Origin of the sequence: Stenotrophomonas sp. SPM, from assembly GCF_003105135.1 — a bacterium.
Taxonomy (GTDB): domain Bacteria; phylum Pseudomonadota; class Gammaproteobacteria; order Xanthomonadales; family Xanthomonadaceae; genus Stenotrophomonas.
This window is the reverse complement of the sequence record NZ_QETL01000028.1, coordinates 1-22,220: the sequence shown is the minus strand read 5'-3', so window position 1 is coordinate 22,220 and position 22,220 is coordinate 1. Positions and strand designations below refer to the sequence as shown.

At 68.1% G+C, this 22,220-nt stretch carries 19 protein-coding genes and 1 tRNA gene; 14 read left to right on the top strand and 6 right to left on the bottom strand.

Translation table 11 applies throughout. The annotated features are described in order from the left end of the window. The first annotated feature begins 53 nt into the window (after positions 1 to 53). From pstC to rnt, 10 genes are all read left to right on the top strand, one after another. On the top strand, positions 54 to 1,022 hold the full coding sequence (gene pstC, locus DCO49_RS08625; protein ID WP_116863686.1) for a phosphate ABC transporter permease subunit PstC: 969 nt from the start codon (positions 54 to 56) through the stop codon (positions 1,020 to 1,022). After that, a complete protein-coding gene (pstA, locus tag DCO49_RS08620) occupies positions 1,022 to 1,885 on the top strand; it encodes a phosphate ABC transporter permease PstA (protein ID WP_108764603.1) in 864 nt (287 codons plus the stop codon). The genes pstC and pstA overlap by 1 nt, the downstream gene beginning before the upstream one ends. A 19-nt stretch (positions 1,886 to 1,904) precedes the next feature. After that, complete coding sequence (pstB, locus tag DCO49_RS08615) at positions 1,905 to 2,735, top strand: phosphate ABC transporter ATP-binding protein PstB (protein ID WP_108751511.1); 831 nt, start codon at positions 1,905 to 1,907, stop codon at positions 2,733 to 2,735. Between the two features lie 76 nt (positions 2,736 to 2,811). Continuing rightward, a complete protein-coding gene (phoU, locus tag DCO49_RS08610; protein WP_079221290.1) occupies positions 2,812 to 3,519 on the top strand; it encodes a phosphate signaling complex protein PhoU in 708 nt (235 codons plus the stop codon). Positions 3,520 to 3,708: 189 nt separating this feature from the next. Continuing rightward, the gene (locus DCO49_RS08605) at positions 3,709 to 4,059 is read left to right on the top strand and encodes a hypothetical protein (protein WP_116863685.1); all 351 of its coding nucleotides are present in this window, start codon (positions 3,709 to 3,711) and stop codon (positions 4,057 to 4,059) included. Continuing rightward, the gene (locus DCO49_RS08600; RefSeq protein WP_116863684.1) at positions 4,046 to 4,921 is read left to right on the top strand and encodes a DUF692 domain-containing protein; all 876 of its coding nucleotides are present in this window, start codon (positions 4,046 to 4,048) and stop codon (positions 4,919 to 4,921) included. Before DCO49_RS08605 ends, DCO49_RS08600 begins: the two co-directional genes overlap by 14 nt. Continuing rightward, on the top strand, positions 4,914 to 5,669 hold the full coding sequence (locus tag DCO49_RS08595) for a putative DNA-binding domain-containing protein (protein WP_116863683.1): 756 nt from the start codon (positions 4,914 to 4,916) through the stop codon (positions 5,667 to 5,669). Before DCO49_RS08600 ends, DCO49_RS08595 begins: the two co-directional genes overlap by 8 nt. Positions 5,670 to 5,694: 25 nt before the next feature. Further along, positions 5,695 to 6,195: a DoxX family protein gene (locus DCO49_RS08590; protein WP_116863682.1), complete on the top strand. Its 501-nt coding sequence runs from the start codon at positions 5,695 to 5,697 to the stop codon at positions 6,193 to 6,195. Between the two features lie 189 nt (positions 6,196 to 6,384). Then, positions 6,385 to 6,702, top strand: a complete 318-nt coding sequence (locus DCO49_RS08585) for an RcnB family protein (protein WP_116863681.1) — start codon at positions 6,385 to 6,387, stop codon at positions 6,700 to 6,702. 135 nt (positions 6,703 to 6,837) lie between these two features. After that, positions 6,838 to 7,422, top strand: coding sequence for a ribonuclease T (gene rnt, locus DCO49_RS08580; protein WP_012510544.1), 585 nt, complete (start codon positions 6,838 to 6,840; stop codon positions 7,420 to 7,422). A 52-nt stretch (positions 7,423 to 7,474) separates the two neighbouring features. Here the strand turns inward: rnt and DCO49_RS08575 are convergent, their stop codons facing one another. From DCO49_RS08575 to DCO49_RS08565, 3 genes are all read right to left on the bottom strand, one after another. After that, positions 7,475 to 10,498, bottom strand: a complete 3,024-nt coding sequence (locus tag DCO49_RS08575; RefSeq protein ID WP_116863680.1) for a ligand-binding sensor domain-containing diguanylate cyclase — start codon at positions 10,496 to 10,498, stop codon at positions 7,475 to 7,477. 293 nt (positions 10,499 to 10,791) lie between these two features. Further along, positions 10,792 to 12,189, bottom strand: coding sequence for an ATP-binding protein (locus DCO49_RS08570; RefSeq protein ID WP_116863679.1), 1,398 nt, complete (start codon positions 12,187 to 12,189; stop codon positions 10,792 to 10,794). Positions 12,190 to 12,195: 6 nt separating this feature from the next. Continuing rightward, the gene (locus DCO49_RS08565) at positions 12,196 to 12,924 is read right to left on the bottom strand and encodes a response regulator (RefSeq protein ID WP_079221281.1); all 729 of its coding nucleotides are present in this window, start codon (positions 12,922 to 12,924) and stop codon (positions 12,196 to 12,198) included. Between the two features lie 205 nt (positions 12,925 to 13,129). Here DCO49_RS08565 and DCO49_RS08560 point away from each other — a divergent pair, with 205 nt between their 5' ends. Genes DCO49_RS08560 through DCO49_RS08550 form a run of 3 tightly spaced genes read left to right on the top strand, consistent with a single transcriptional unit; the run spans position 13,130 to position 17,768 of the window. Next, on the top strand, positions 13,130 to 14,377 hold the full coding sequence (locus DCO49_RS08560) for an efflux RND transporter periplasmic adaptor subunit (protein WP_116863678.1): 1,248 nt from the start codon (positions 13,130 to 13,132) through the stop codon (positions 14,375 to 14,377). Then, entirely contained in the window at positions 14,374 to 16,332 is a 1,959-nt protein-coding gene (locus DCO49_RS08555) for a MacB family efflux pump subunit (protein ID WP_116863677.1), read from the top strand. Before DCO49_RS08560 ends, DCO49_RS08555 begins: the two co-directional genes overlap by 4 nt. Continuing rightward, a complete protein-coding gene (locus DCO49_RS08550) occupies positions 16,329 to 17,768 on the top strand; it encodes an efflux transporter outer membrane subunit (RefSeq protein WP_116863676.1) in 1,440 nt (479 codons plus the stop codon). Before DCO49_RS08555 ends, DCO49_RS08550 begins: the two co-directional genes overlap by 4 nt. 167 nt (positions 17,769 to 17,935) lie before the next feature. Here the strand turns inward: DCO49_RS08550 and rlmB are convergent, their stop codons facing one another. The 3 genes from rlmB to rnr all read right to left on the bottom strand — a co-directional run bounded on the left by rlmB (position 17,936) and on the right by rnr (position 21,739). Next, positions 17,936 to 18,679, bottom strand: coding sequence for a 23S rRNA (guanosine(2251)-2'-O)-methyltransferase RlmB (gene rlmB / locus DCO49_RS08545; protein WP_079221277.1), 744 nt, complete (start codon positions 18,677 to 18,679; stop codon positions 17,936 to 17,938). A gap of 95 nt (positions 18,680 to 18,774) precedes the next feature. Beyond that, complete coding sequence (locus DCO49_RS08540) at positions 18,775 to 19,257, bottom strand: GFA family protein (protein WP_116863675.1); 483 nt, start codon at positions 19,255 to 19,257, stop codon at positions 18,775 to 18,777. A gap of 121 nt (positions 19,258 to 19,378) precedes the next feature. Further along, positions 19,379 to 21,739 carry a ribonuclease R gene (rnr, locus tag DCO49_RS08535; RefSeq protein ID WP_343126022.1) on the bottom strand — a complete coding sequence of 787 codons (2,361 nt, stop codon included), beginning with the start codon at positions 21,737 to 21,739 and terminating at the stop codon, positions 19,379 to 19,381. A gap of 232 nt (positions 21,740 to 21,971) precedes the next feature. On the opposite strand from rnr, the gene DCO49_RS08530 reads away from it, so the two are divergent. After that, positions 21,972 to 22,056: transfer RNA gene (locus DCO49_RS08530), tRNA-Leu, on the top strand. Positions 22,057 to 22,220: the final 164 nt, after the last annotated feature.

Genomic DNA, 22,220 nt, shown 5'->3' with positions numbered 1-22,220 from the left:
GGGCACCGTCACTTCCACGTCGTGCCGCCCCCTTTCCTGGCCCTGCCGTCCCCATGAATGCCATCGCCCAGCCTGTAGCAGCCCCGTCCACGCGCGATGCGCGTGATGCCCGCAACGACAAACTGTTCCGATGGGTGCTGGTCGGCACCGTCATCTTCGTCCTGATCGCCCTGGCCTGTGCCGCGCTGTCCATGCTGTGGGGCGGCCGCCATGCCCTGCAGATGCAGGGCATGAGCTTCTTCTTCTCCTCCGACTGGAATCCGGTCGAAAACAAGTTCGGCGCACTCGCCCCGATCTACGGCACCCTGGTCACCGCGTTCATCGCGATGGTCATCGCCGTGCCGGTCAGCTTCGGCATCGCCTTCTTCCTCACCGAAGTCGCGCCGCGCTGGCTGCGTGGCCCGGTCGGTACCGCCATCGAACTGCTGGCCGGCATCCCCTCGATCATCTACGGCATGTGGGGCCTGTTCGTGCTGGTGCCGGTGATGACCGAGTACGTCACCCCGTTCCTCAACGAAACCCTGGGCGAATGGCCGATCATCGGCCCGATGTTCCAGGGCCCGCCGCTGGGCATCGGCATGCTCACCGCCGGCTTCGTGCTGGCCATCATGGTCATCCCGTTCATCTCCTCGGTGATGCGCGAAGTGTTCCTGACCGTGCCGACCCGCCTGAAGGAATCGGCCTACGCGCTGGGTTCCACCAAGTGGGAAGTGAGCTGGGACATCGTCCTGCCCTACACCCGCTCGGCCGTCATCGGCGGCATCTTCCTCGGCCTCGGCCGTGCCCTGGGTGAAACGATGGCCGTGGCCTTCGTGATCGGCAACAGCGTGCGCCTGTCGCCCTCGCTGCTGGAACCGGGCACCACCATCGCCGCGCTGATCGCCAACGATTTCGGCGAAGCCACTGAAACCTACCGCTCGGCGCTGCTGCTGCTCGGCTTCGTCCTGTTCATCGTCACCTTCGTCGTGCTGGCCATCGCCCGCCTGATGCTGATGCGCCTGTCCCGCAAGGAGGGCAACTGATGTCCACCACCGCTGACTCCCTGTACCTGCGCCGCCGCATCGGCAACGTCATCGCCATCGCGCTGTCCTGCGCCACCGCCCTGTTCGGCCTGTTCTTCCTGGGCTGGATCCTGTTCACCCTGGCCTCCAAGGGCCTGGCCGGCATCAATCTTGATCTGTTCACCAAGATGACGCCGCCGCCGATGCAGGAAGGCGGCCTGGCCAATGCCTTCTTCGGCAGCGCGGTGATGTGTGCGCTGGCGATCGGCATCGGCACCCCGCTGGGCGTGCTGGCCGGTACCTGGCTGGCCGAGTACGGCAACGCCCGCAAGGCCGGCACCGTGGTCCGCTTCGTCAACGACATCCTGTTGTCGGCACCGTCCATCGTGCTGGGCCTGTTCGTCTACACCCTGTACGTGATGCAGACCGGCGGCAACTTCTCCGCCTTCGCGGGTGCGCTGTCGCTGGCCTTCATCGTGCTGCCGGTGGTGGTGCGCACCACCGACGAGATGCTGCGCCTGGTGCCTTCGCAGATGCGCGAAGCCGCCCTGTCGCTGGGCATCCCGCAGTGGAAGGTGATCGTCCAGGTGCTGTACCGCAGTGCATCGGCCGGCATCATCACCGGCATCCTGCTGGCCCTGGCCCGCATCTCCGGCGAGACCGCACCGCTGCTGTTCACCGCCTTCGGCAACCAGTACTGGAACAACAACATCTTCCAGCCGATGGCTTCGGTGCCGGTGGTGATGAACCAGTTCGCCGGCAGCCCGTATGAATCCTGGCAGGTGCTGGCCTGGGCCGGTGCCCTGGTGCTGACTGTCTTCGTGTTGCTGGTCAGCCTTGCCGCCCGTGGCATCCTGCTGCGCAACCGTATCTCCCATGACTGACCTTTCCGTGGATAACGCCATGAACGACCTCTCCAACGCCGTGCCCATGCAGCGCATCGCGGTGCCGGCCTCGCACGAGAACCTGCACACGCCGTCGCCGGTCAAGCTGGCCGCGCGTGGTCTGGACTTCTACTACGACAAGTTCCACGCCCTGAAGGGCATCAACCTGGAGATCCCGGAAAAGCGCGTGACCGCGCTGATCGGTCCCTCCGGTTGCGGCAAGTCGACCCTGCTGCGCATCTTCAACCGCATCTACGCGCTGTACCCGAAGCTGGAAGCGCGTGGTGAGGTGCTGCTGGACGGCGAGAACATCCTGTCGCCGAAGTACCCGATGAACCGCCTGCGCAGCAAGGTCGGCATGGTGTTCCAGAAGCCGGTGCCGTTCCCGATGACCATCTTCGAGAACGTGGCCTACGGCATCCGCCACCACGAGAAGCTGAGCAAGGCCGACATGGCCGACCGCGTCGAGCAGGCGCTGCGCCAGGGCGCGCTGTGGGACGAAGTGAAGGACAAACTGGGGCAGAGCGCCCTGGGCCTGTCCGGGGGCCAGCAGCAGCGTCTGTGCATCGCCCGTGCCGTGGCCCTGCGCCCGTCGGTGCTGCTGCTGGACGAGCCGACCTCGGCGCTGGACCCGATTTCGACCAGCCGCATCGAGCAGCTGGTGGAAGAGCTCAAGCACGAGTACACCATCGTCATCGTCACCCACAACATGCAGCAGGCAGCGCGAGTGTCCGACTACACCGCCTTCATGTACCTGGGCGACCTGATCGAGCACGACCGTACCGAAGTGATCTTCTCGCAGCCCTCGCAGCGGCAGACCGAGGACTACATCACCGGTCGCTTCGGCTGAAACGGCAGTCGAGCATGGCTCGACGCTATCGATAACGGCAGTCGAGCATGGCTCGACTCTACAGAGTGGAACAACCATGAATCTTCCCAACGACCACATCGTCAAGAGCTACGACGAAGAGCAGCAGCGCCTGGTGGCCGAAATCGTGCGCATGGGCGAGATGGCCGTCGCCCAGCTGGAGGCGTCGATGGACGTCATCGAAAAGCGCGACGAGAACGCCGCCCACCGCATCATCGCCAACGATGAAGCCATCGACCAGCTGGAACAGCAGATCAGCCACGACGTGATGCGCCTGGCCCTGCGTGGCCCGATGGCCCGCGACCTGCGCGAGATCCTGGCCGGCCTGCGCATCCCGGCAGACATCGAACGCATCGGTGACTACGCCGCGAACGTGGCCAAGCGCTCGATCGCGCTGGGCAAGGTGCCGCCGCTGCCGCAGATCCAGGGCCTGCGCGCCCTCGGCCGTCTGGCCGCGCAGCAGGTGCGCCGCGCCATCGCCGCCTACCGCGACAACGACGCCGAAGCCGCCATCGCCCTGCGCCAGGACGATGCCCGCCTGGACGCGCAGTACACCGCGCTGTTCCGCGAGCTGCTGACCTACATGATGGAAGACCCGCGCAACATCACCCCGTGCACCCACCTGCTGTTCATGGCCAAGAACCTGGAGCGCGTGGGCGACCATGCCACCAACATCGCCGAGAACGTGTGGTTCCTGGTGCACGGTGAGCAGCCGCTGCCGCCGCGCGAGAAGCGCGACGAGACGTCGAGCACCGACCACGTCTGATACTGCGCTGCAACAGCGGAGACGCGTCCGAGGGCCCCTGTCGGCATGACAGGGGCCTTTTTGTTTGCGCGCGCGCCGCCTGTAACACTTCTCACGAAAATTTGAGGTCTCGGCGAGGATTCCTTGAGTACGATCGCGGCATCATCGTTTCACCCCGGGCGCCCGCCCACCACACAAGGAGTACGACCGATGAGCAGTTCCAACAAGACCCTGTCCCTGCTGACCGCCACTGCACTGGCCGCAGGCCTGGGCGTGACTGCCAGTGCTTCGGCCCTGAGCATGACCGACCTTGCCCAGGGCTACCTGGTGGCCGGCCAGGCTGCCAAGGCGGGTGATGCAAAGGCCGCCGACAGCAAGGCTGGTGATACCGCCAAGCATGCCGAGGGCAAGTGCGGTGCCGACGGCAAGAGCGCCGAAGGCAAGTGTGGCGCCGACAAGGGCAAGGCCGGTGCGGCTGCTGGCACCAAAGCGAAGACCGCTGGCGACAAGAAGGCCGCCGAGGGCAAGTGCGGCGAAGGCAAGTGCGGTGCGAAGCACTGACGCTGCCGCCAGCGTCGTCCACCCACGGCTGCCGCTGCCTGCGGCGGCCGTCGGGCTGGGCCTGCGGCGTGCGCTGCTGCAGGACCTGCACGACGCCCCGGCCGGCGACTTCGATTTCCTGGAATGCGCGCCGGAAAACTGGATCAACGTCGGCGGGCCGGCCGGCGATGCGCTGGACGAACTGGCCCGGCGCCACCCCTTGAGCTGCCACGGCCTGTCGCTGTCGCTGGGCGGCAGCGCTGCACTGGATACCGAGCTGCTGCAGCAGGTCGGCCGTTTCCTCGAGCGCCACCGCGTGCCGCTGTACAGCGAACACCTGAGTTACTGCAGCGACGACGGCCAGCTGTACGACCTGCTGCCGATTCCGTTCACCGACGAAGCCGTGCGCCATACCGCCGCGCGCATCGCCCGCGTGCAGGACCTGCTGGGCCGCCGCATCGCGGTGGAGAACGTGTCCTACTACCTGGCCCCGCAGCCGGCGATGGACGAACTGGCCTTCACCAACGCGGTGCTGGCCGAGGCCGATTGCGACCTCCTGCTGGACGTCAACAACGTCTACGTCAACGCCTGCAACCATGGCTACGATGCCGACGCCTTCATCGCCGGGCTGCCCGCGCAGCGCATCGTCTGCCTGCACGTGGCCGGCCACCTGGACGAGGCGCCCGACCTGAAGATCGATACCCACGGCAGCCCGGTGATCGACCCGGTGTGGGCGCTGCTGGAGCGCAGCTACGACCGCTTCGGGCCGCGCCCGACCGTGCTGGAACGCGACTTCAACTTCCCGCCCTACGCCGAACTGCAGGGCGAACTGCGCACCATCCGCCGGCTGCAGGGCACGCAGCGCGAGGTCGCCCATGGCTGACGCGCCCGCGCGCCTGTGCGCGCAGCAGCATGCATTCACCGCGCACCTGCGCGACCCGCAGCAGGTGCCTGCCCCGGCCGACCTCGACCCGCGGCGGGTGGCGGTCTACCAGCGGCTGCTGTCCAACAACCTGCTGGGCCTGCTCGGCAACAGTTTCCCGGTCTGCGTGCGCCTGCTCGGCGAGGCGGCCTGGGCCGAGCTGGTCCGACACTACTTCGCCCACCACCGCGCTCGCACGCCGCTGTTCACCGCGGTGGCAGCAGAGTTCGTGCACTGGCTGCAGGCACAGCCCGAGCTGCCGCACCCGGCGCTGGCCGAGCTGGCCCACTACGAGTGGGTGGAAACCGATCTGTACCAGCGTGCGGCCGAGCCATTGCCGCCGGCCCCGGGCATCGACCCGCTGCAGGAACCGCTGCGCTGTTCACCGCTGGCCTGGCCGCTGCTGTACGCGTGGCCGGTCCACCGCCTCGGCGCCGATGACGCACCGGTCGCTCCACCCGCCGAACCGACCGGCCTGCTGGTCCGCCGCGATGCCGATGGCGTGGTGCGCTTCGCCCAGCTCAGCCCGTTGGCCGCGCACCTGTTGATCCTCATCGACGAGGCGCCGGGAGCCACCGGCGGCCAGCAGCTGCAGCAGCTCGCCAACCTGCACCAGCTCGACGCCGATGCGTTGATCGAACCCGGCACCCCGCTGCTGCAGCAGTTCCTGCAGGCCGGTCTGATCGGCCCGCTGCCCACCGTGGCCTGATACCTCCAACGAGGAGTTCCCCGTGATGAACACCCTGCCCCTGGCCGCCGTGCGCGGCCAGCTGGATCGCTGCGGCCCGTGGTTGGCGCCGCTGGGCCTGCGCCTGCTGCTGGCCTGGGAATATTTCGAGTCCGGCCGCGAGAAGCTGCTGGGCGAGAACTGGTTTGCCGAACTGCAGGGGGCGTTCCCGTTCCCGTTCGACCAGCTGCCCGCCGGCGTGAACTGGCAGCTGGCGACCTGGTTCGAGCTGGCCGGCGCGGCCTGCCTGCTGTTCGGGTTCGGCACCCGCCTCGCCGCGGCGAGCCTGCTGGTGCTGACCGTGGTGGCCACCTATGCCGTGCACTGGCCGATGCACTGGCATTCACTGGGAGAACTGGCGATGGGCTATGCGATCAGCGACCAGGGGTTCGGCAACTTCAAGCTGCCGCTGCTGTTCATGGCGATGCTGCTGCCGCTGCTGTTCAACGGCGCCGGGCGCCTGAGCGTGGACGCGTGGGTGGCCGGCCGGACCGTCGCGCCCCGTTAGTCGCCAACCTTGGTTGGCGGTTGTTCCGCATGCCAGCCAAGGTTGGCATCTACCGGTCTGGCGGCCAGCCCGTTACACGCCGATACGCGACGAAACCGCGCAAAAGGCCGATTTAATCGCCTATTCATCAAAAAAATCCGATGCTGGATCCGTGGCCTCGATGACCACGTCCTTCCCCGGAGTTGCCCCATGAAGCGCCTGATTGCCGCCGCCCTTTCGCTGACACTGCTGGCCACCGCCGTCTCGCCCGCGATGGCCGCACCCTATGGCGCCGGTGGGCGCGACGACAACCACGGCCACAAGGATCACCACGACGACCGTCGCGATCCGCCCCGTCGCGGCCACACGCTCGCCCGTGACCACCGCGGCGAGTACGTCCGCGATTACCGCCACCATGGCCTGCACGCCCCCACCCGCGGCCAGGAATGGCGCAAGGTCGACGGCCGTTACGTGCTGATTGCCGTGGCCACCGGCGTCATCGCCGACGTGGTGCTGGCACGCCGCTGACCCGTGCACAGCCTCCCGGCCATGCGATGCGTGGCCGGGCGCTCAGGGTCGCTCTGCTAGAATCCGCGCATGACTGACCCCACCCCCGCAGCTGACACCGCCCCTGTTTCCTTGGTTCCGATGGCGCAGCGCGCGATGTCGCAACGGTTCCGCGGCTTCCTGCCGGTGGTGGTGGACGTGGAAACCGGCGGCTTCGACAGCCAGCGCAACGCGCTGCTGGAAATCGCCGCCGTGCCGATCGAGATGGACGAGAACGGCCTGCTCTACCCGGGCCAGACCGCCAGTGCCCACGTGGTCCCCGCCGAAGGCCTGGAGATCGACCCGAAGTCGCTGGAAGTGACCGGCATCATCCTCGACCATCCGTTCCGGCTGGCGAAGGAAGAGAAGGCCGCGCTGGACCACATCTTCACCCCGGTCCGCGCAGCGATGAAGAAGTACGGCTGCCAGCGCGCGATCCTGGTCGGGCACAACGCCCATTTCGACCTGGGCTTCGTCAATGCCGCCGTGGCCCGCACCGGCCACAAGCGCAACCCGTTCCATCCCTTCAGCGTGTTCGACACGGTCACCCTGGCCGGTATCGCCTATGGGCAGACGGTCCTGGCGCGTGCAGCCAATGCCGCCGGCCTGGGCTGGGATGCGAACGAGGCGCACAGCGCGGTGTACGACACCGAGCAGACGGCACGGTTGTTCTGCACCATCGCCAACGCCTGGCCGCGGTAGATTCACACCTGCAGTGCGGACCAACGGTCCGCACCCACCAACCAAATGGCAATTACCCGATGCTGGTGCGGTCGCGGCCGTCGCTCTTGGCGCGGTACAGCGCGCGGTCGGCGCGCTGGTACAGCAACGCCGGGGTGCGGTCGTCATTGGCCAGTTCCACCAGGCCCGCACTGAAGGTCACCCGCAGACCCTTCACTCCGGCCCAGTCCGGATGGTCATGGAACAGGCCGCGCAGGCGCGCGCAGACCTGCGCCGCTTCTTCCAGGCGCGTGTCATTGAGCAGCAGCGCGAACTCTTCGCCACCGGTACGCGCCGGCAGGTCCGAATCGCGGCAGGCTGCGGCGATCACTTCGGCCACTTCCTTCAGCACCAGATCGCCGATGCTGTGGCTGTAGGTGTCGTTGACGTCCTTGAAGTGATCGATGTCCAGCACCACCAGGCTCAACGGATGGCCGCTGCGCTGCGAACGGGCGAAATCACGCGCCAGCGTCTCGTCGAAGCCGCGGCGGTTGGCCAGGCCGGTCAGCGCATCCTCGCGGGCCTGCCGCTCGAACGCCTCGGCCTGCCGCGCCAAGCGCTCGGCCAGCTCGGTCTTTTCCTGGTTCAACGCCTGCAGGTGCACCGTCTGCGCCTGCAGGTCGAAGGTTGCTTCATCCACCCGCCGGGCCAGGCGCAGGTTGCTGGCCTTGTACTGCTGCAGCAGGAAACGGTACAGCGCCACCAGCGCGCCCAGCAGCAACAGGCCGATGAAGGCCTGCACGCTGTGCCGCTGCCACCAGAACGGCTCGACGGTGAAACTCCACACCGCTTCCTGCTGGCCCCAGGCGCCGCCCGGGTGCGAGGCCGCCACGTGCAAGGTGTAGTCGCCTGGTGGCAGGCCGACGTACTCCACGCTGCGCTGCGGGCCACGCTCGACCCAGCCGGCGTCCAGGCCTTCCAGCCGGGTGCGGTAACGGATGCGGTCGGACATCAGGTAGCTGAGGCCGACGAAGCTCACCGCCAGCCGGCGCCCGCCGGGAATCAGGTTGCGCTCGGGCCCTTCCCAATGCACCTGCGCGCCATCGACCTGCACGTTCTCGATCGCCGCCGGCGGCGCCGGGCGTTCGCGGAAGCGCTGCAGGCGCTGCGGGTCCACCGTGCTCAGGCCACCGGCGGTGACCACCCAGAAGCTGCCATCCTGGCGCAGGATCGCCGACGGCGCCGAGCTGCCATTGGCCTGCGCGTTGGCCATGCCGTCGATCTCGTTGTAGCGCTCCACGGTCACCCGTGGCGCGCGGCCGTCAGCCACCGCGTTCAAGGTCGCCATGTCGGTGCGCAGCACGCCGCGGTTGCTGCTGATCCACACATTGCCCAGCCGGTCGGGAACCAGCTGGAACACCGTATCGACCGGCATGCCCTGCTCCAGGCCGACCCGCGACAGGCGGTCCTTGTACCAGCGGTACAGGCCACGGTCGCTGCTGATCCACATCGCGTCGCCGATCTGGTGGAAGCCGAACACACTGCGGCCACCGCCCATCGGTGCCAGGTCGATGGCCTGTACGTGGTCGCTGCGCAGCACGCGGATGCCCTCGATGGTGCCGATCCACAGGTTGCCCTGGTGATCGTGTTCCAGCGCGGTGATCAGGCCGGTGGGCATGCCCGGCATGTTTGCCACCCGCACGCGGGCGCCGTCGATGCGCACCACGCCCTTCTGCGTGCCGGCCCAGACCACGCCGGACGGATCGACGCTGATCGCGCGGATATTGCCACCCGGCATGCCATCGGCGGCATCGTAGTTGTGGCGCAGGCTTCCATCGGCGCGCAGGCGGTAGACGCCGTCGCCGAAGGTGCCCACCCAGACGTCGCCGCCGGGATCCTGGGCCAGGCTCAGCACCGACGCCGCCTTGCCACCCCGGTTGTGCAGCGGCATCGCGCGGAAGCGGCCATCGGCGGTCTGCAGGTCCAGACCGCTGGCGCTGCCCACCCACAGCCGGCGATCGCGGTCCTCGAACACGGTGCGCACGTAGTCACCGCTCAGGCCATCGCGCTCGGTGTAGCTGCTGAACAGCGTTTCGCGCAGGCGGTACAGGCCACCGTTGGCGCCGACCCAGATGCTGCCCTCGGCGTCCTCGCGCAGGCTCACCACCCGCCCGCCGGGCAGGTTCAGACCGGCCGGCAGGCGCTCCAGGCCGTGGCTGGAGATGCGCAGCAGGCCCTGGTTCTCGGTGCCCAGCCAGATGTCGCCGTGGCGGTCCTGCAGCATCGCGGTCATGTGCAGCTGGCCGGGCAGGCTGTGGACCCGCACCAGGCGGTCATCCTCGACCCGGTACAGGCGTTCGCCGGCCACGATCCACAGGGCGCCATCCGGTGCTCGATAAGGCCAGGTCAGGCCTTTGCCGACGCCCCATTCGGCCGGCGCACGCTTGAGCTCGCCATCGTTGTCGCGCAGCACCAGGCCATCGAGGGTGCCGATCCAGACCCGGTCCTGGGCATCGACCACCAGCTTGGTGAAGCTCATCGCCAGTGGCAGGTCCGGCGGCGGCGGCTGGTAGACGATGCCGGATTCCGGGGTCAGGTAGGCGATGCCCTTGCCCTCGTACAGCAGCCACAGGCGCCCTTGGCTGTCCATCTGCATGGACTGGATCAGCACTTCCGGGGTGTTGGCCTGGTGTTCCCAGACCCGCCACTGGCCGGCGCTGCTGCGGTAGGTCACGTTGCCGCGCGAATCGCTGATCCACAGCCCGCCCTGACGGTCCACCAGCAGCGCGCCGATGCCGTTGTCGCGCAGGCCCGGCCGCGTGCTGCGGTCGAACACGGTGAAATCCAGGCCGTTGTAGCGCACCAGGCCTTCCCAGGTGGCGAACCACAGGTGGCCTTCGGGGGTCTGGGCGATGTCGCGCAGCGAGTTGTGCGGCAGGCCGTTGCGCGAGGTCCACACGTCGATGGCGTAATCGCGCAGCGGTGGCGCGACGGTCTGGGCCGTCAGCGGCGACGCCAGCAGCAGCAACAGCCACAGCACACCGAGCCGCAACAGGCGACGAACATGGTGTTCCGGGTGGCGCCCCGCCAGGCGCCTGCCAGCCCCCTGACCGCCCATTACTGCAACGGCAGCGGCCAGGTGCGGTTGCCGCGCATGGCAACAGGCAGGAACAGGAACAACCGGGCGGTACGGGGCCGCGCGCCGGTGTGAACAGGCTGGCTCATCGCGGGAACTGTGGGGAGATGGGGCGAATGATAGGGCAAACACCCCCCTCGGCGTCACCGCGGCGTGAAAGCCGGGGTATGAGGCGGGGGCAGAGCCCTTACGCCTGCGGCGGAAGGGATCCGACCCGGGGCCGGATCCCTCTGCGCACGCAGAGGGCTCTGACCGTAACTATCCGGACCCCCGACTCAGCGCCCGGCCGCCGGGCTGCCCGCCGGCCACTGCACCACCGCTTCCAGTCCGCCCTCGGGGCGGTTGCGCAGCCACAGCCGGGCGCCGTCCTTCTCGGCCAGCGCGCGGGCGATGGTCAGGCCCAGGCCAGCGCCGCCGGTCTGCCGCGAGCGTGAGGTTTCCACCCGCACGAAGGGATCGAACACCGCTTCGAGCTGGTCATCGGCCAGCCCCGGGCCATCGTCGGCCACCACCACGGTGATGCCACCGCCGCTGCGTTCCACCCGCACCCGCACGCGCTCGGCATACATCACCGCGTTGTCCACCAGGTTGGAGAACAGGCGGTGCATCGCCAGCGGCCGCAGCATCAGCACCGCGCCACTGGCGCCTTCGAAGGCCACGTCGGCGCCCGCCTCGGCGGTGTCCTCGACGATGCTCTCCAGCAGCGAATCCAGGTCGAGGGCCGCGCGCTGTTCGGCGCTCTCGGCGCTGCGGGCAAGCTCCAAGCCTTCTCGCACCAGGGCCTGCATGGCTGCGAGGTCGCCGATCAGGCGCTCGCGGAGGATCTCGTCGGTCACGTTTTCCAGGCGCAGGCGCAGCCGGGTCAGCGGCGTCTGCAGGTCGTGGGTGATCGCCGCCAGCATCTGCGTGCGTTCGGCCAAGTGCCGCTGCAGCCGCTGCTGCATGGCATTGAATGCCTCGGCGGCGCGCTGCACTTCGCGCGGGCCGCGCAGGGGCAACGGGTCGCGCTGCAGGTCGTCGCCCAGTTCCTCGGCTGCCGAGGCCAGTTCCTGCAGCGGCGCGCTGGCCATGCGCGAAACGATGTAGGCCAGCACGGCGATCGCCAGCACCAGCAGGGTCAGGAACAGCGGGTCTACGGCCAGCACGCCGTTGTGCGCCACCGCCGGCGAATCCAGCGCCAGCTTCAGCGAGGTGCCATCGCTGAGGACCACGTCCACGGCCCGGCACTTGGGCGGGATGAAGGACGGGTCGCGTTCACGTGGCGGGCGCCGCTGGCCCGGCGGTGGCGGCGGCAGCAGTTCCTGCAGCTTGGGGATGCACGAGCGGAACGAGGTGAAGTGCACATGCGCGCGCGCCACCGGTCCGGGGCGGTCATCGAGCACTTCCATCAGCGCCGTATCGACGCGGCCCAGGCGAGCGCCGGGCTGCAGCGCGCGCACGCTCGGCCCGCCCATTTCCAGCAGGCGGTCACGCAGTTCCGGGTTGCCGTCGAGCAGGTTGACGTAGCCCTGCAGGCGGTCGGCGATGCGGTTGAGGTTCTGCCGTTCGAAGTCCTGCTGGCGCTTGGACGTGGCCAGCATGGTCGCGCCGATCGCGGCCACCGACATGCCCAGCAGCAGGATCACGAACAGCCGCCCCACCATCGAGGACAGGAAGTGGCGCAGGCGCTTCATCACGGCTTATTCCAGGTTGACGGCCGAGGCCAGTACATAGCCTTCGTTGCGCACGGTCTTGATCAGGCCATCGGGGCCGCCATCGTCGGCCAGCTTGTTGCGCAGCCGGCTGACCTGCAGGTCGATCGCGCGGTCCTGCGCCTCGTAGTTGCGGCCGCTGCTGAGCGCCACCAGCTGTTCGCGCGAGAGCACCTTGTTGGCGTGCGCGATGAACACCCGCAGCAGGCGGAACTCGGCGCCGGACAGCACCACCACGCGGCCATCGGGGTCGACCAGGTGGCGGTGTTCCAGATCGAAGATCCAGCGTGAGAAGCGCGCGCGGCGCACCGCCAGCGGCTCCAGGTTGGCCGGCAGGGCCTCGGTCCGGCGCAGCACGTTGCGGATGCGCGCCAACAGCTCGCGCGGCTCGAACGGCTTGGCCAGGTAATCGTCGGCGCCCATTTCCAGGCCCAGCACGCGGTCGATCGGCTCGGCACGAGCGGTCAGCATGATCACCGGCGTGTTCGAGCGCGCGCGCAGATCACGGCACAGGGTCAAGCCATCCTCACGCGGCAGGTTGAGGTCCAGCACGATCAGGTCCACGTGCTCGCGCTCCAGCAGCTGGCGCATGCTGGTGCCATCGGCCGCGGTGCTGACCAGGTAGCCGGCGCGGCCGAGCTGTTCGGCCAGCAGGGTGCGGATGTCATTGTCGTCGTCGACGATCAACAGGCGATGCATCGGGTTTTCAGTCTCCATATCGCGATTTTCCCGTGTCGGGAGCTGAACCGCATCCTGTCCAGTGCGTACCACTGTATCCACGCCGGGGCCGGATACCTGCAGTTACGCGTTTCGGCCGACAGTGTTACACACAGACACACCCCGAGCATTGAGCCCGCCTGCGCCCGATCTTCACAATGCCCACCATTGCCGCTGCGGCGGCCTGCCCGAGTGAAGCCCGCACGTGATCTCCCGCCTGTTGCCCGCGACCCGCCGGGGTCGTCTGATCGTGATTGTCCTGCTTGTCGTCATTGCTGCCGCGTGCGCCTGGTGGCTGCTGCGCAAGCCCGCCGCCCCGGCCCTGGCCACCAGCCCGGTCAGCCGCGGCGACATCGAACAGACGGTGGAAGCCACCGGTGTTATCGATGCCTACAAGCTGGTCAGCGTCGGTGCGCAGGCCTCGGGCCAGATCAAATCGCTGAAGGTGCAGCTGGGCGATACGGTGAAGGAAGGCGACCTGATCGCCGAGATCGACGCCACCACCCAGCAGAACCAGGTGCTTAACGCCCAGGCCTCGCTGGACCAGGTGATCGCCCAGCGCGCCGTGCAGCAGGCCAGCCTGCGCCAGGCCGAGCTGGACTTCGCCCGGCAGAAGGAAATGCTGGCCGCCGAGGCCACCTCGCGGCAGGAATACGATGCCGCCGAAGCCACGCTGAAGACCGCCCGCGCCCAGCTGCAGTCGTACGAGGCGCAGATCAAGGGCCGCGAGACCGAACTGGGCACCGCCCGCGCCAACCTCGCCTACACCCGCATCACCGCGCCGATGGACGGCACCGTGGTCGCGGTGGTGGCCGAGGAAGGCCGGACGGTGAACGCCAACCAGACCGCGCCGACCATCGTCATGCTGGCGCGCCTGGACGTGGTCACCGTCAATGCCGAGGTCTCCGAGGCCGACGTGGTCAAGATCAAGGCCGGCATGCCGGTGTACTTCACCACCCTCGGCGATCCGGACCGCAAGTACCACGCCACGCTGCGCCAGATCAATCCGGCGCCGTCGTCCATCGCCAACGAAAGCTCGTCCAGCTCCAGCAGCTCGTCCAGCTCCAGTTCCAGCAGCGCGGTTTACTACAACGCGCTGTTCGACGTGGAAAACCCCGATGGCACCCTGCGCATCGACATGACCGCGCAGGTCTCGGTGCTGCTGCAGCAGGCCAAGGGCGCGCTGCTGGTGCCGGCCGTGGCGCTGGGCCCGAAGACGCGTGACAGCGAGCGCGTGGTGCGCGTGGTCAACGAACAGGGCCAGCCGCAGCCGCGCAAGGTCAAGGTCGGCATCAACAACGGTGCCTCCGCGCAGATCCTGTCCGGGCTGAAGGAGGGCGAGCGCGTGGTGGTCGGCGAAGGCGGTGCGGCCGCCGCCAGCAGCGGCACCGGCAACCGCAGCGGCGGCGCGATGCGCATGGGCCCGCCCGGTGGCATGGGTCCGCGCCGATGAGCATGACGGCGCCCCTGCTGCGCCTGCGTGACCTGCGCCGCGAGTTCCCGGCCGGCGAGGACGTCATCGCCGTGCTGCGCGACGTCAACCTGGACATCCATGCCGGTGAGATGGTGGCCATCGTCGGCCAGTCCGGCTCGGGCAAATCGACGCTGATGAACATCCTCGGCTGCCTGGACCGCCCGACGCGCGGCAGCTACCAGGTGGCCGGCCGCGAAACCGGAAAGATGGAGCCGGACGAGCTGGCCGAGCTGCGACGCGGGCATTTCGGTTTCATCTTCCAGCGCTACCACCTGCTGGGCGACCTCGATGCGCGTGGCAACGTGGAAGTGCCGGCGGTGTATGCCGGCAGCCCCGGGCCGATCCGCAACGCGCGCGCCGAGCAGCTGCTGCAGCGGCTGGGCCTGCACGACCGCATGCACCACAAGCCGGGCCAGCTGTCCGGCGGCCAGCAGCAGCGCGTGTCGATCGCCCGCGCCCTGATGAACGGCGGCGAGGTGATCCTCGCCGACGAACCGACCGGCGCGCTGGACACGAAATCCGGTGAGGAAGTTATGGCCATCCTCGGCGAGCTGCATGCCGAAGGCCACACCATCATCATCGTCACCCACGACATGAGCGTGGCCGAGCACGCCCAGCGCATCATCGAGATCCGCGACGGCGAGATCATCGCCGACCGCGCCAATCCGAAGGCGCCGGACTACCGTGCGCAGCGCCAGCCCAGCGCCGACGTCGCCCATGGCAGCAGCTGGCGCGCGGCTCGCGATCGCTTCACCGAAGCGTTCCGGATGGCGCTGCTGGCGATGAACGCCCACCGCCTGCGCACCTTCCTGACCATGCTCGGCATCATCATCGGCATCGCCTCGGTAGTGTCGGTGGTGGCGCTGGGCAACGGCTCGCAGCAGCAGATCCTGCAGAACATCAGCGCGCTGGGCACCAACACCATCGACGTCTACCCCGGCCGTGGCTTCGGTGACATGCGCTCGGCGCGCGTGCAGACGCTGAAGGCCACCGATGCAGATGCGCTGTCGCAACAGAGCTACGTGGACAGCGCTACGCCCAGTGTGTCCGCCTCGGTGACCGCGCGCTACCGCAACCAGTCTGCGTCGGCGCAGATCAGCGGCGTTGGCGAGCAGTATTTCCGGGTGAAGGGTGTGACCCTGCTCGACGGCAGCTTCTTCGACATCGACGCGATCCGCGGCCTGGCGCAGGTAGGCGTGATCGACGAGAACACGAAGACCCAGTTCTTCCCCGACAGCGACCCGATCGGCCAGGTGATCCTGCTGGGCAACGTGCCGGTACGCGTGGTCGGTGTAGCCAAGAAGCAGAGCTTCGGCTTCGGTGGCAGCACCAGCCTGGGCGTGTTCGTGCCGTACACCACGGTGATGTCGCGCATGCTGGGGCAGAGCTACGTCTCCAGCATCACCGTGCGCGTCAACGATGAAACACCGATGGATGCCGCGCAGGAGGCCATCACCCGGCTGCTGACCCTGCGCCACGGCACCGAGGATTTCTTCCTCAGCAACAGCGCCGAGATCCGCGAGACCATCGAGCAGACCACGCGCACGATGACCCTGCTGATCGGCGCGATCGCCGCCATCGCCCTGCTGGTCGGCGGCATCGGCGTCATGAACATCATGCTGGTGTCGGTGACCGAGCGGACCCGCGAGATCGGCGTGCGCATGGCTGTGGGTGCGCGGCAGAGCGACATCCGCCAGCAGTTCCTGATCGAAGCGGTGCTGGTATGCCTGATCGGCGGCCTGCTCGGCATCGGCCTTGCGCTGCTGCTGGGCGTGCTGATCGGCCACTTCTCCAGTAATTTCCAGGTGGTGTTCTCCACTGCCTCGATCATCGCCGCGTTTGCCTGCTCGACCCTGATCGGCGTGGCGTTTGGATTCCTGCCGGCACGCAATGCCGCCCAGCTCGACCCGGTGGAGGCCCTGGCCCGCGAATGAAAATGATGACCCGACTGACCTCCCCTGCCCCTTCGCGCCTGCTGCTGGTCGGCGCGGTGCTGCTCGCCCTGTCCGGCTGCGCCTCGGTGGGCCGCTACCCCACCGAAGACCCGGCCGTGGCCGCGACCTATGGCCGTGGCGATGCCACCCTCAACGCGCCGGCCGATGACCCGCGCAGCAGCCTGGACACCCCGGGCCGCGACGTCCGCCAGGACACCTGGTGGACCGGCTTCGGTGACGAGCGCCTGGACCGCCTGGTGGCGCAGGCCCTGGCCGCCAACAGCGACCTCGGTGCCGCCGGCCTGGCCGTGCAGCGCGCCCGCCTGCAGGCCGGCCTGGCCAGCAACGCGCTGTGGCCGCAGCCGTCCTCGTCCGGCGTCAGCGCCAGCGGCAGCCGTCCCACCGACCAGGCCGCCGACTGGAGCCGCGGCTATTCCACTGGCGTGTCGCTGTCGTGGGAGGTGGACCTGTGGGGCCGCCTGCGCACCGCGCGCGACATCGCCCGCTGGGAAGCCCAGGCCAGCGAGGAGGACCGGCAGAACACCGCCCTGCTGGTGATCGGCGACACGATCAGCCAGTACTGGACGCTGGCCTACCTCAACCAGTCCATCGCCAGCGGCGAGGCCAACCTGCAACGCCTGGAGCGCACCCGCGACCTGGTGCAGGCGCGCTTCGACGCCGGTGCGGTATCGCGGCTGGAAGTGCGTCAGGCTCTGCAGAACCTGGAATCGCAGCGTTCGGCGCAGAGCGCGCTGGAACAGCAGCGGGTGGAAGTCCGCAACGCGTTGACGGTGCTGCTGGATGGCACGCCGTGGCCGCAGCAGGATGAGCCGCAGGACCTGCAGGCCGCCCGCAGCCCGGGCATCGACGAAGGCCTGCCGGCCGACCTGCTGGGCCGCCGCCCCGACCTGCGCGCGGCCGAGCTGCGCCTGCGCAACAGCCTGAAGACGATCAAGGTGACCGCCACCCAGTACTACCCGGCACTGAGCCTGACCGGCAGCCTCGGCTCCAGTGCGACCTCGCTGGGGGATGTGCTGCGCAACCCGGTGGCCACACTTGGCGCCGGCCTGTCGCTGCCCTTCCTCAACCTGCAGCGCGCGCAGCTGGACACCGACATTGCCGGGACCGGCTACCAGATCGCCGCGACTAACTTCCGCAAGACGCTGTACACCGCACTTTCGGAAGTGGACAACGCGCTGTCGGCGCGCGAGCAGCTGGCGCGCCAGGTGGCCGCTTCGCAGGCATCGTATGACCAGGCCGTGGAAGTGGAGCGCGCGCAGGAAGTGCGCTACCGGGTGGGTGCTACGGACCTGCGTACATGGCTGGAAGCACAGCAGACCCGGCGCGATGCCGAGCTGTCACTGGCGCGCGTGCGGCAGAGCCAGCTGAACAACGACGTGACCCTGTTCAAGGCGCTGGGCGGCAGCGCGGGGTAAGGCTCCATGGGATGGCGGGGTGCACCGCTCTGGCAGGTGTCGACCTTGGTCGACACGCGACTTCCGTAGAGCCGAGCCCATGCTCGGCTGTCGCAGGCCGCGCGGCCGCGTCGTCCCGATCAGGAAGCAGCCGAGCATGGGCTCGGCTCTACAAAACCGTCAGCCGATCAACCGCGCTGGCGCACGGCCTCGAACAGGCTGACGCCTGCGGCGACGGAGACGTTCAGGCTCTCGATCTCGCCCGGCATCGGGATCTTGACCAGGCCATCGCAGTTCTCGCGGGTCAGGCGGCGCAAACCGTCGGCTTCGCCGCCCAGCACCAGGGCGATGTTGCCCTTCAGGTCCAGCTGGTACAGCGACGCGGTGGCTTCACCTGCCAAGCCGTAGATCCACACGCCCTGCTTCTGCAGGTCCTTCAGGCAGCGCGACAGGTTGGTCACCGCCACCACCGGGATGAGATCGGCGGCACCGGCCGAGGTCTTGCGCACCGTGGCATTGACCGTGGCCGACTTGTCCTTGGGAATGATCACCGCGGTAGCACCGGCTGCCGCAGCCGAGCGCAGGCAGGCGCCCAGGTTGTGCGGGTCCTGCACCTCGTCCAGCACCAGCAGCAGGGCCTTGCCCTCGGCAGCGGTGACCAGGCCTTCCAGCTCGTTCTCGCTGTAGGTGCGGGCTGCGGCATAGCGCGCGGCCACACCCTGATGACGCACCGAACCGCCGACACCGTCCAGCGCCTGGCTGTTGACCTTGCGCACGTCGATGCCCTTGCGGCGGGCGTTTTCCTCGATTTCGACCAGGCGCGGGTTCTTCGCACCGGCCTCGACCAGCACTTCGCGGACGTTGTCGGCGTCGTTCTCGATGGAGGAGGCGACGGCGTTGACGCCGACGATCCACTGGCTGTTCTTGCTCATGCGGGGGCCGAACCGGAAAGGGGGTGGCTATGGTAGAGCATCGGCGGCGGCCGCGCTTCAAGGCAGCCGAGCGTGGGCTCGGCTCTACACAAACCTCAACGGGTGCGCGGCGGCCAGTGCGGGGTGTCGTGGTCAGGGTGCTGGTGGGACACGATCGTGGCCAGGAATTCCAGGGCGGTCACGTCCTCCTCGGTGCGGCTGCCGGGCAACAGGCCCAGGCCATCCACGAAGGGCAGCTTGCGCTCCATGCCGTACTGCAGGGTCGGCGGCAGGCGCTCGGGTGCGTCGAAGGCGCCGGCGGCCACGGCCATGCCGTCCGGGGCCTCGTAGGTCAGCGGGGTGCCGCAGTCGCCGCAGAAGCCACGGCGGACCACGTTGGAGGACTGGAAATAGCGCGGCTGGCCGCGGGTCCAGCTGAACTGCGCGCCGCGCACCGAGACCAGTGGCGCGTAGTAGGCGCCGAAGGCCTTCTGGCACATCCGGCAGTGGCAGATCGAGCTGTCGGTGAGGGCGCCGCGCGCCTCGAAGCGGATGGCGCCGCACTGGCAGCCGCCGCGGTACTCGGGTTGGCCTTGCATGCTGGGTTCCTCCGGAACGTCGTGCCAACCAAGGTTGGCACCTACCGGGTGAGGAATGTGCCAACCAACGGTTGGCACCTACCGGGCAAGGTGGGGTGCCGACCGTTGGTCGGCACGCCTTTCAATACTGCTTTTTCGTGCGCTTGGCCGGCTTGCCGCGTTCGGGCAGCGGCGGCAGGCCATCACCCTCGTCCTCACCCTTGTGCTCGACCAGGCGGAAGTCGATCTTGCGCTCTTCCATGCTGGCCTTCAGCACCAGAATGCGCACGCGGTCGCCCAACCGGTAGCTGCTGCCGCGGCGTTCGCCGGTCAGCGTCTTCCGGGTGGCGTCGAACTTGTAATAGTCCTGCGGCAGCTGGGTCACATGGACCAGGCCCTGCACCTTGGAATCATCCAGCTCCACGAACAGACCGAAGCTGGTCACGCCGCTGATCACGCCGTCGAACTGGCCGCCCACGTGCTTTTCCATCCACGCCGCGCGGTAGCGCTCGTCGACCTCGCGCTCGGCCTCGTCGGCACGACGCTCGCGCTCGGAACACTGCAGCGCCAGCGCGGCCATCTCGCGGGCGTTGTAGGTGAACTTGTCCAGCGGCTTGCCGGACAGCGCGTGCTTGATCGCACGGTGTACCAGCAGGTCGGGATAACGACGGATCGGCGAGGTGAAGTGCGCGTACGCCTCCAGGGCGAGGCCGAAGTGACCATTGTTGTCCGGGCTGTACACCGCCAGGCTCTGGCTGCGCAGCAGCACCGATTCCAGCAGCGTGGCATCGGGACGGTCGCGGATCTTCTTCAGCAGCTTGGTGTAGTCGCCCGGGCGCACCTTCGACCACGGCGGCAGGCTCAGCTTGAACTCCTTGAGGAATTCCAGCAGGTCGGCGAACTTGGTCTCCGGCGGCTTCTCGTGGACGCGGTACGGGGCCGGCACATGGCGCGACAGCAGGTACTTGGCCGCCTCCACGTTGGCCGCGATCATGCATTCCTCGATCAGCTTGTGCGCATCGTTGCGCACCAGCATGCCGGCCTGGGTGACTTCGCCACGGTTGTCCAGCACGAAGCGCACTTCGCTGCTTTCAAACTCGATGGCGCCGCGCTTGGCACGCGCCTTGGACAGCACCTTGTACAGCTGGTGCAGGCGCTGCACCTGCGGCAGCAGCGGGCCCATCCAGGCCTTGGTATCGGCATCGTCCTCGCCCACCGCCTTCCACACCTGGGTGTAGGTGAGGCGCGCGTGCGAGTTCATCACTGCCTCGTAGAAGCGCGAATGGCTGACCACACCGTCGCGGTCGATCTGCATGTCGCAGACGAAGCACATGCGATCGACCTTGGGCATCAGCGAGCAGATGCCGTTGGACAGGGTCTCCGGCAGCATCGGCACCACGAAGCCCGGGAAGTACACCGACGTGGCGCGCTTCTGCGCTTCCTCGTCCAGCGGCGTGCCGGGGCGCACGTAGTTGGAGACATCGGCAATGGCCACCACCAGGCGGAAGCCATCGGCATTCGGTTCGCAGTAGACCGCGTCGTCGAAGTCCTTGGCATCTTCACCGTCGATGGTCACCAGCGGCGTGCTGCGCAGGTCGACGCGGTCGCCGATCATCGCCGGCTCGACCACCATCGGCACCGAGGCGGCTTCATCCAGCACTTCCTGCGGGAACTCGAACGGCAGTTCGTGGCCGTGGATGGCGGTCTCCACCACCAGCGAAGCGGTCAGCTTGTCGCCGAGCACGGCGATGATGCGGCCGATCGGCGGGCGGCGGCTGTCCGGTGCCTGGGTCAGTTCGCAGACCACCAGCTGGCCATCGCGCGCGCCACCGGTCTGGTCCGGCGGTACCTGTACGTTGCGCTGGATGCGCTTGTCATCGGGCACCACGTAATTGATGCCCATTTCAATGCTGAAGCGACCGATCAGGCGGGTCATACCGCGCTCGAGCACGCGGGCGATGCTGCCTTCGCGGCGTCCACGGTGGTCGATGCCGGTCACGCGGGCCAGCACCTTGTCGCCGTGCATCACCTTGCGCATTTCATAGGGCGGCAGGAACAGATCGTCGCCGCCCTCGACCGGGCGCAGGAAGCCGAACCCTTCCGGGTTGGCGATCACCACGCCGGTGACCAGGTTCAGGGTCTGGATCGGCGCGAAGCCGCCGCGGCGGTTCTGCACCAGCTGGCCGTCACGGACCATGGCGCCGAGCCGGCGCGACAGTGCCTCGGCACGGTCGGCCGCGGTCAGGCCCAGGCGCGCGCCCAGTTCCTCCGCGGTCTGCGGCCCGTCGCAGCGCTCCAGCAGGGCCAGGATGGCCTCGCGGCTGGCGATGGGCTGTTCGTACTTCTCGGCTTCGCGGGCGGCATAGGGATCGTCGATCACCTTGCCGGTCGGCGGCAGCTTGCGGCCCGGGGCCGGGCCCGGTGCGGCGGCATCTACGCCGCGGCCCTTGCGGCCGCGCGGCGGTGCACCGCCTTCATTCGATTCGGGGAACCAGCCCGGCAGCGGCTTGCCCGGCTTGGTGGTGCGGGCTGCGCCCGCCTTGGCGCCCTTGGTCGGGGCCTGGCTGCGGGACTTGCTCCCGCCCTTGCTTGGTTTTTTGGTAGTCATCGCCCTACATGGTAGCCGTTGCAGACGTGCAGAGCGGGTCAGAGCGGCCTTGGAAGTGCCGCGTGAAATATTTGTTGGAAATCGTTGACAGCCTGCGGATTCATCTTCACAATTGCGTCTCTGGAACGCCCAGGTGGCGGAATTGGTAGACGCACTAGTTTCAGGTACTAGCGGGTAAAACCGTGGAGGTTCGAGTCCTCTCCTGGGCACCAACGAAAAAACTCCTCGCTTCGGCGGGGATTTTTTTTGCCTGCGATCCAGCAGCAGGGTCGGATCCCTTTCCAACGGAAAAGGCTCTGACCCCATCGCGAGATTGTTTTCGAGAAGTGTTGACACCTCGGTAACAACACCCCATAATCTCGCTCCTCGACGCCCA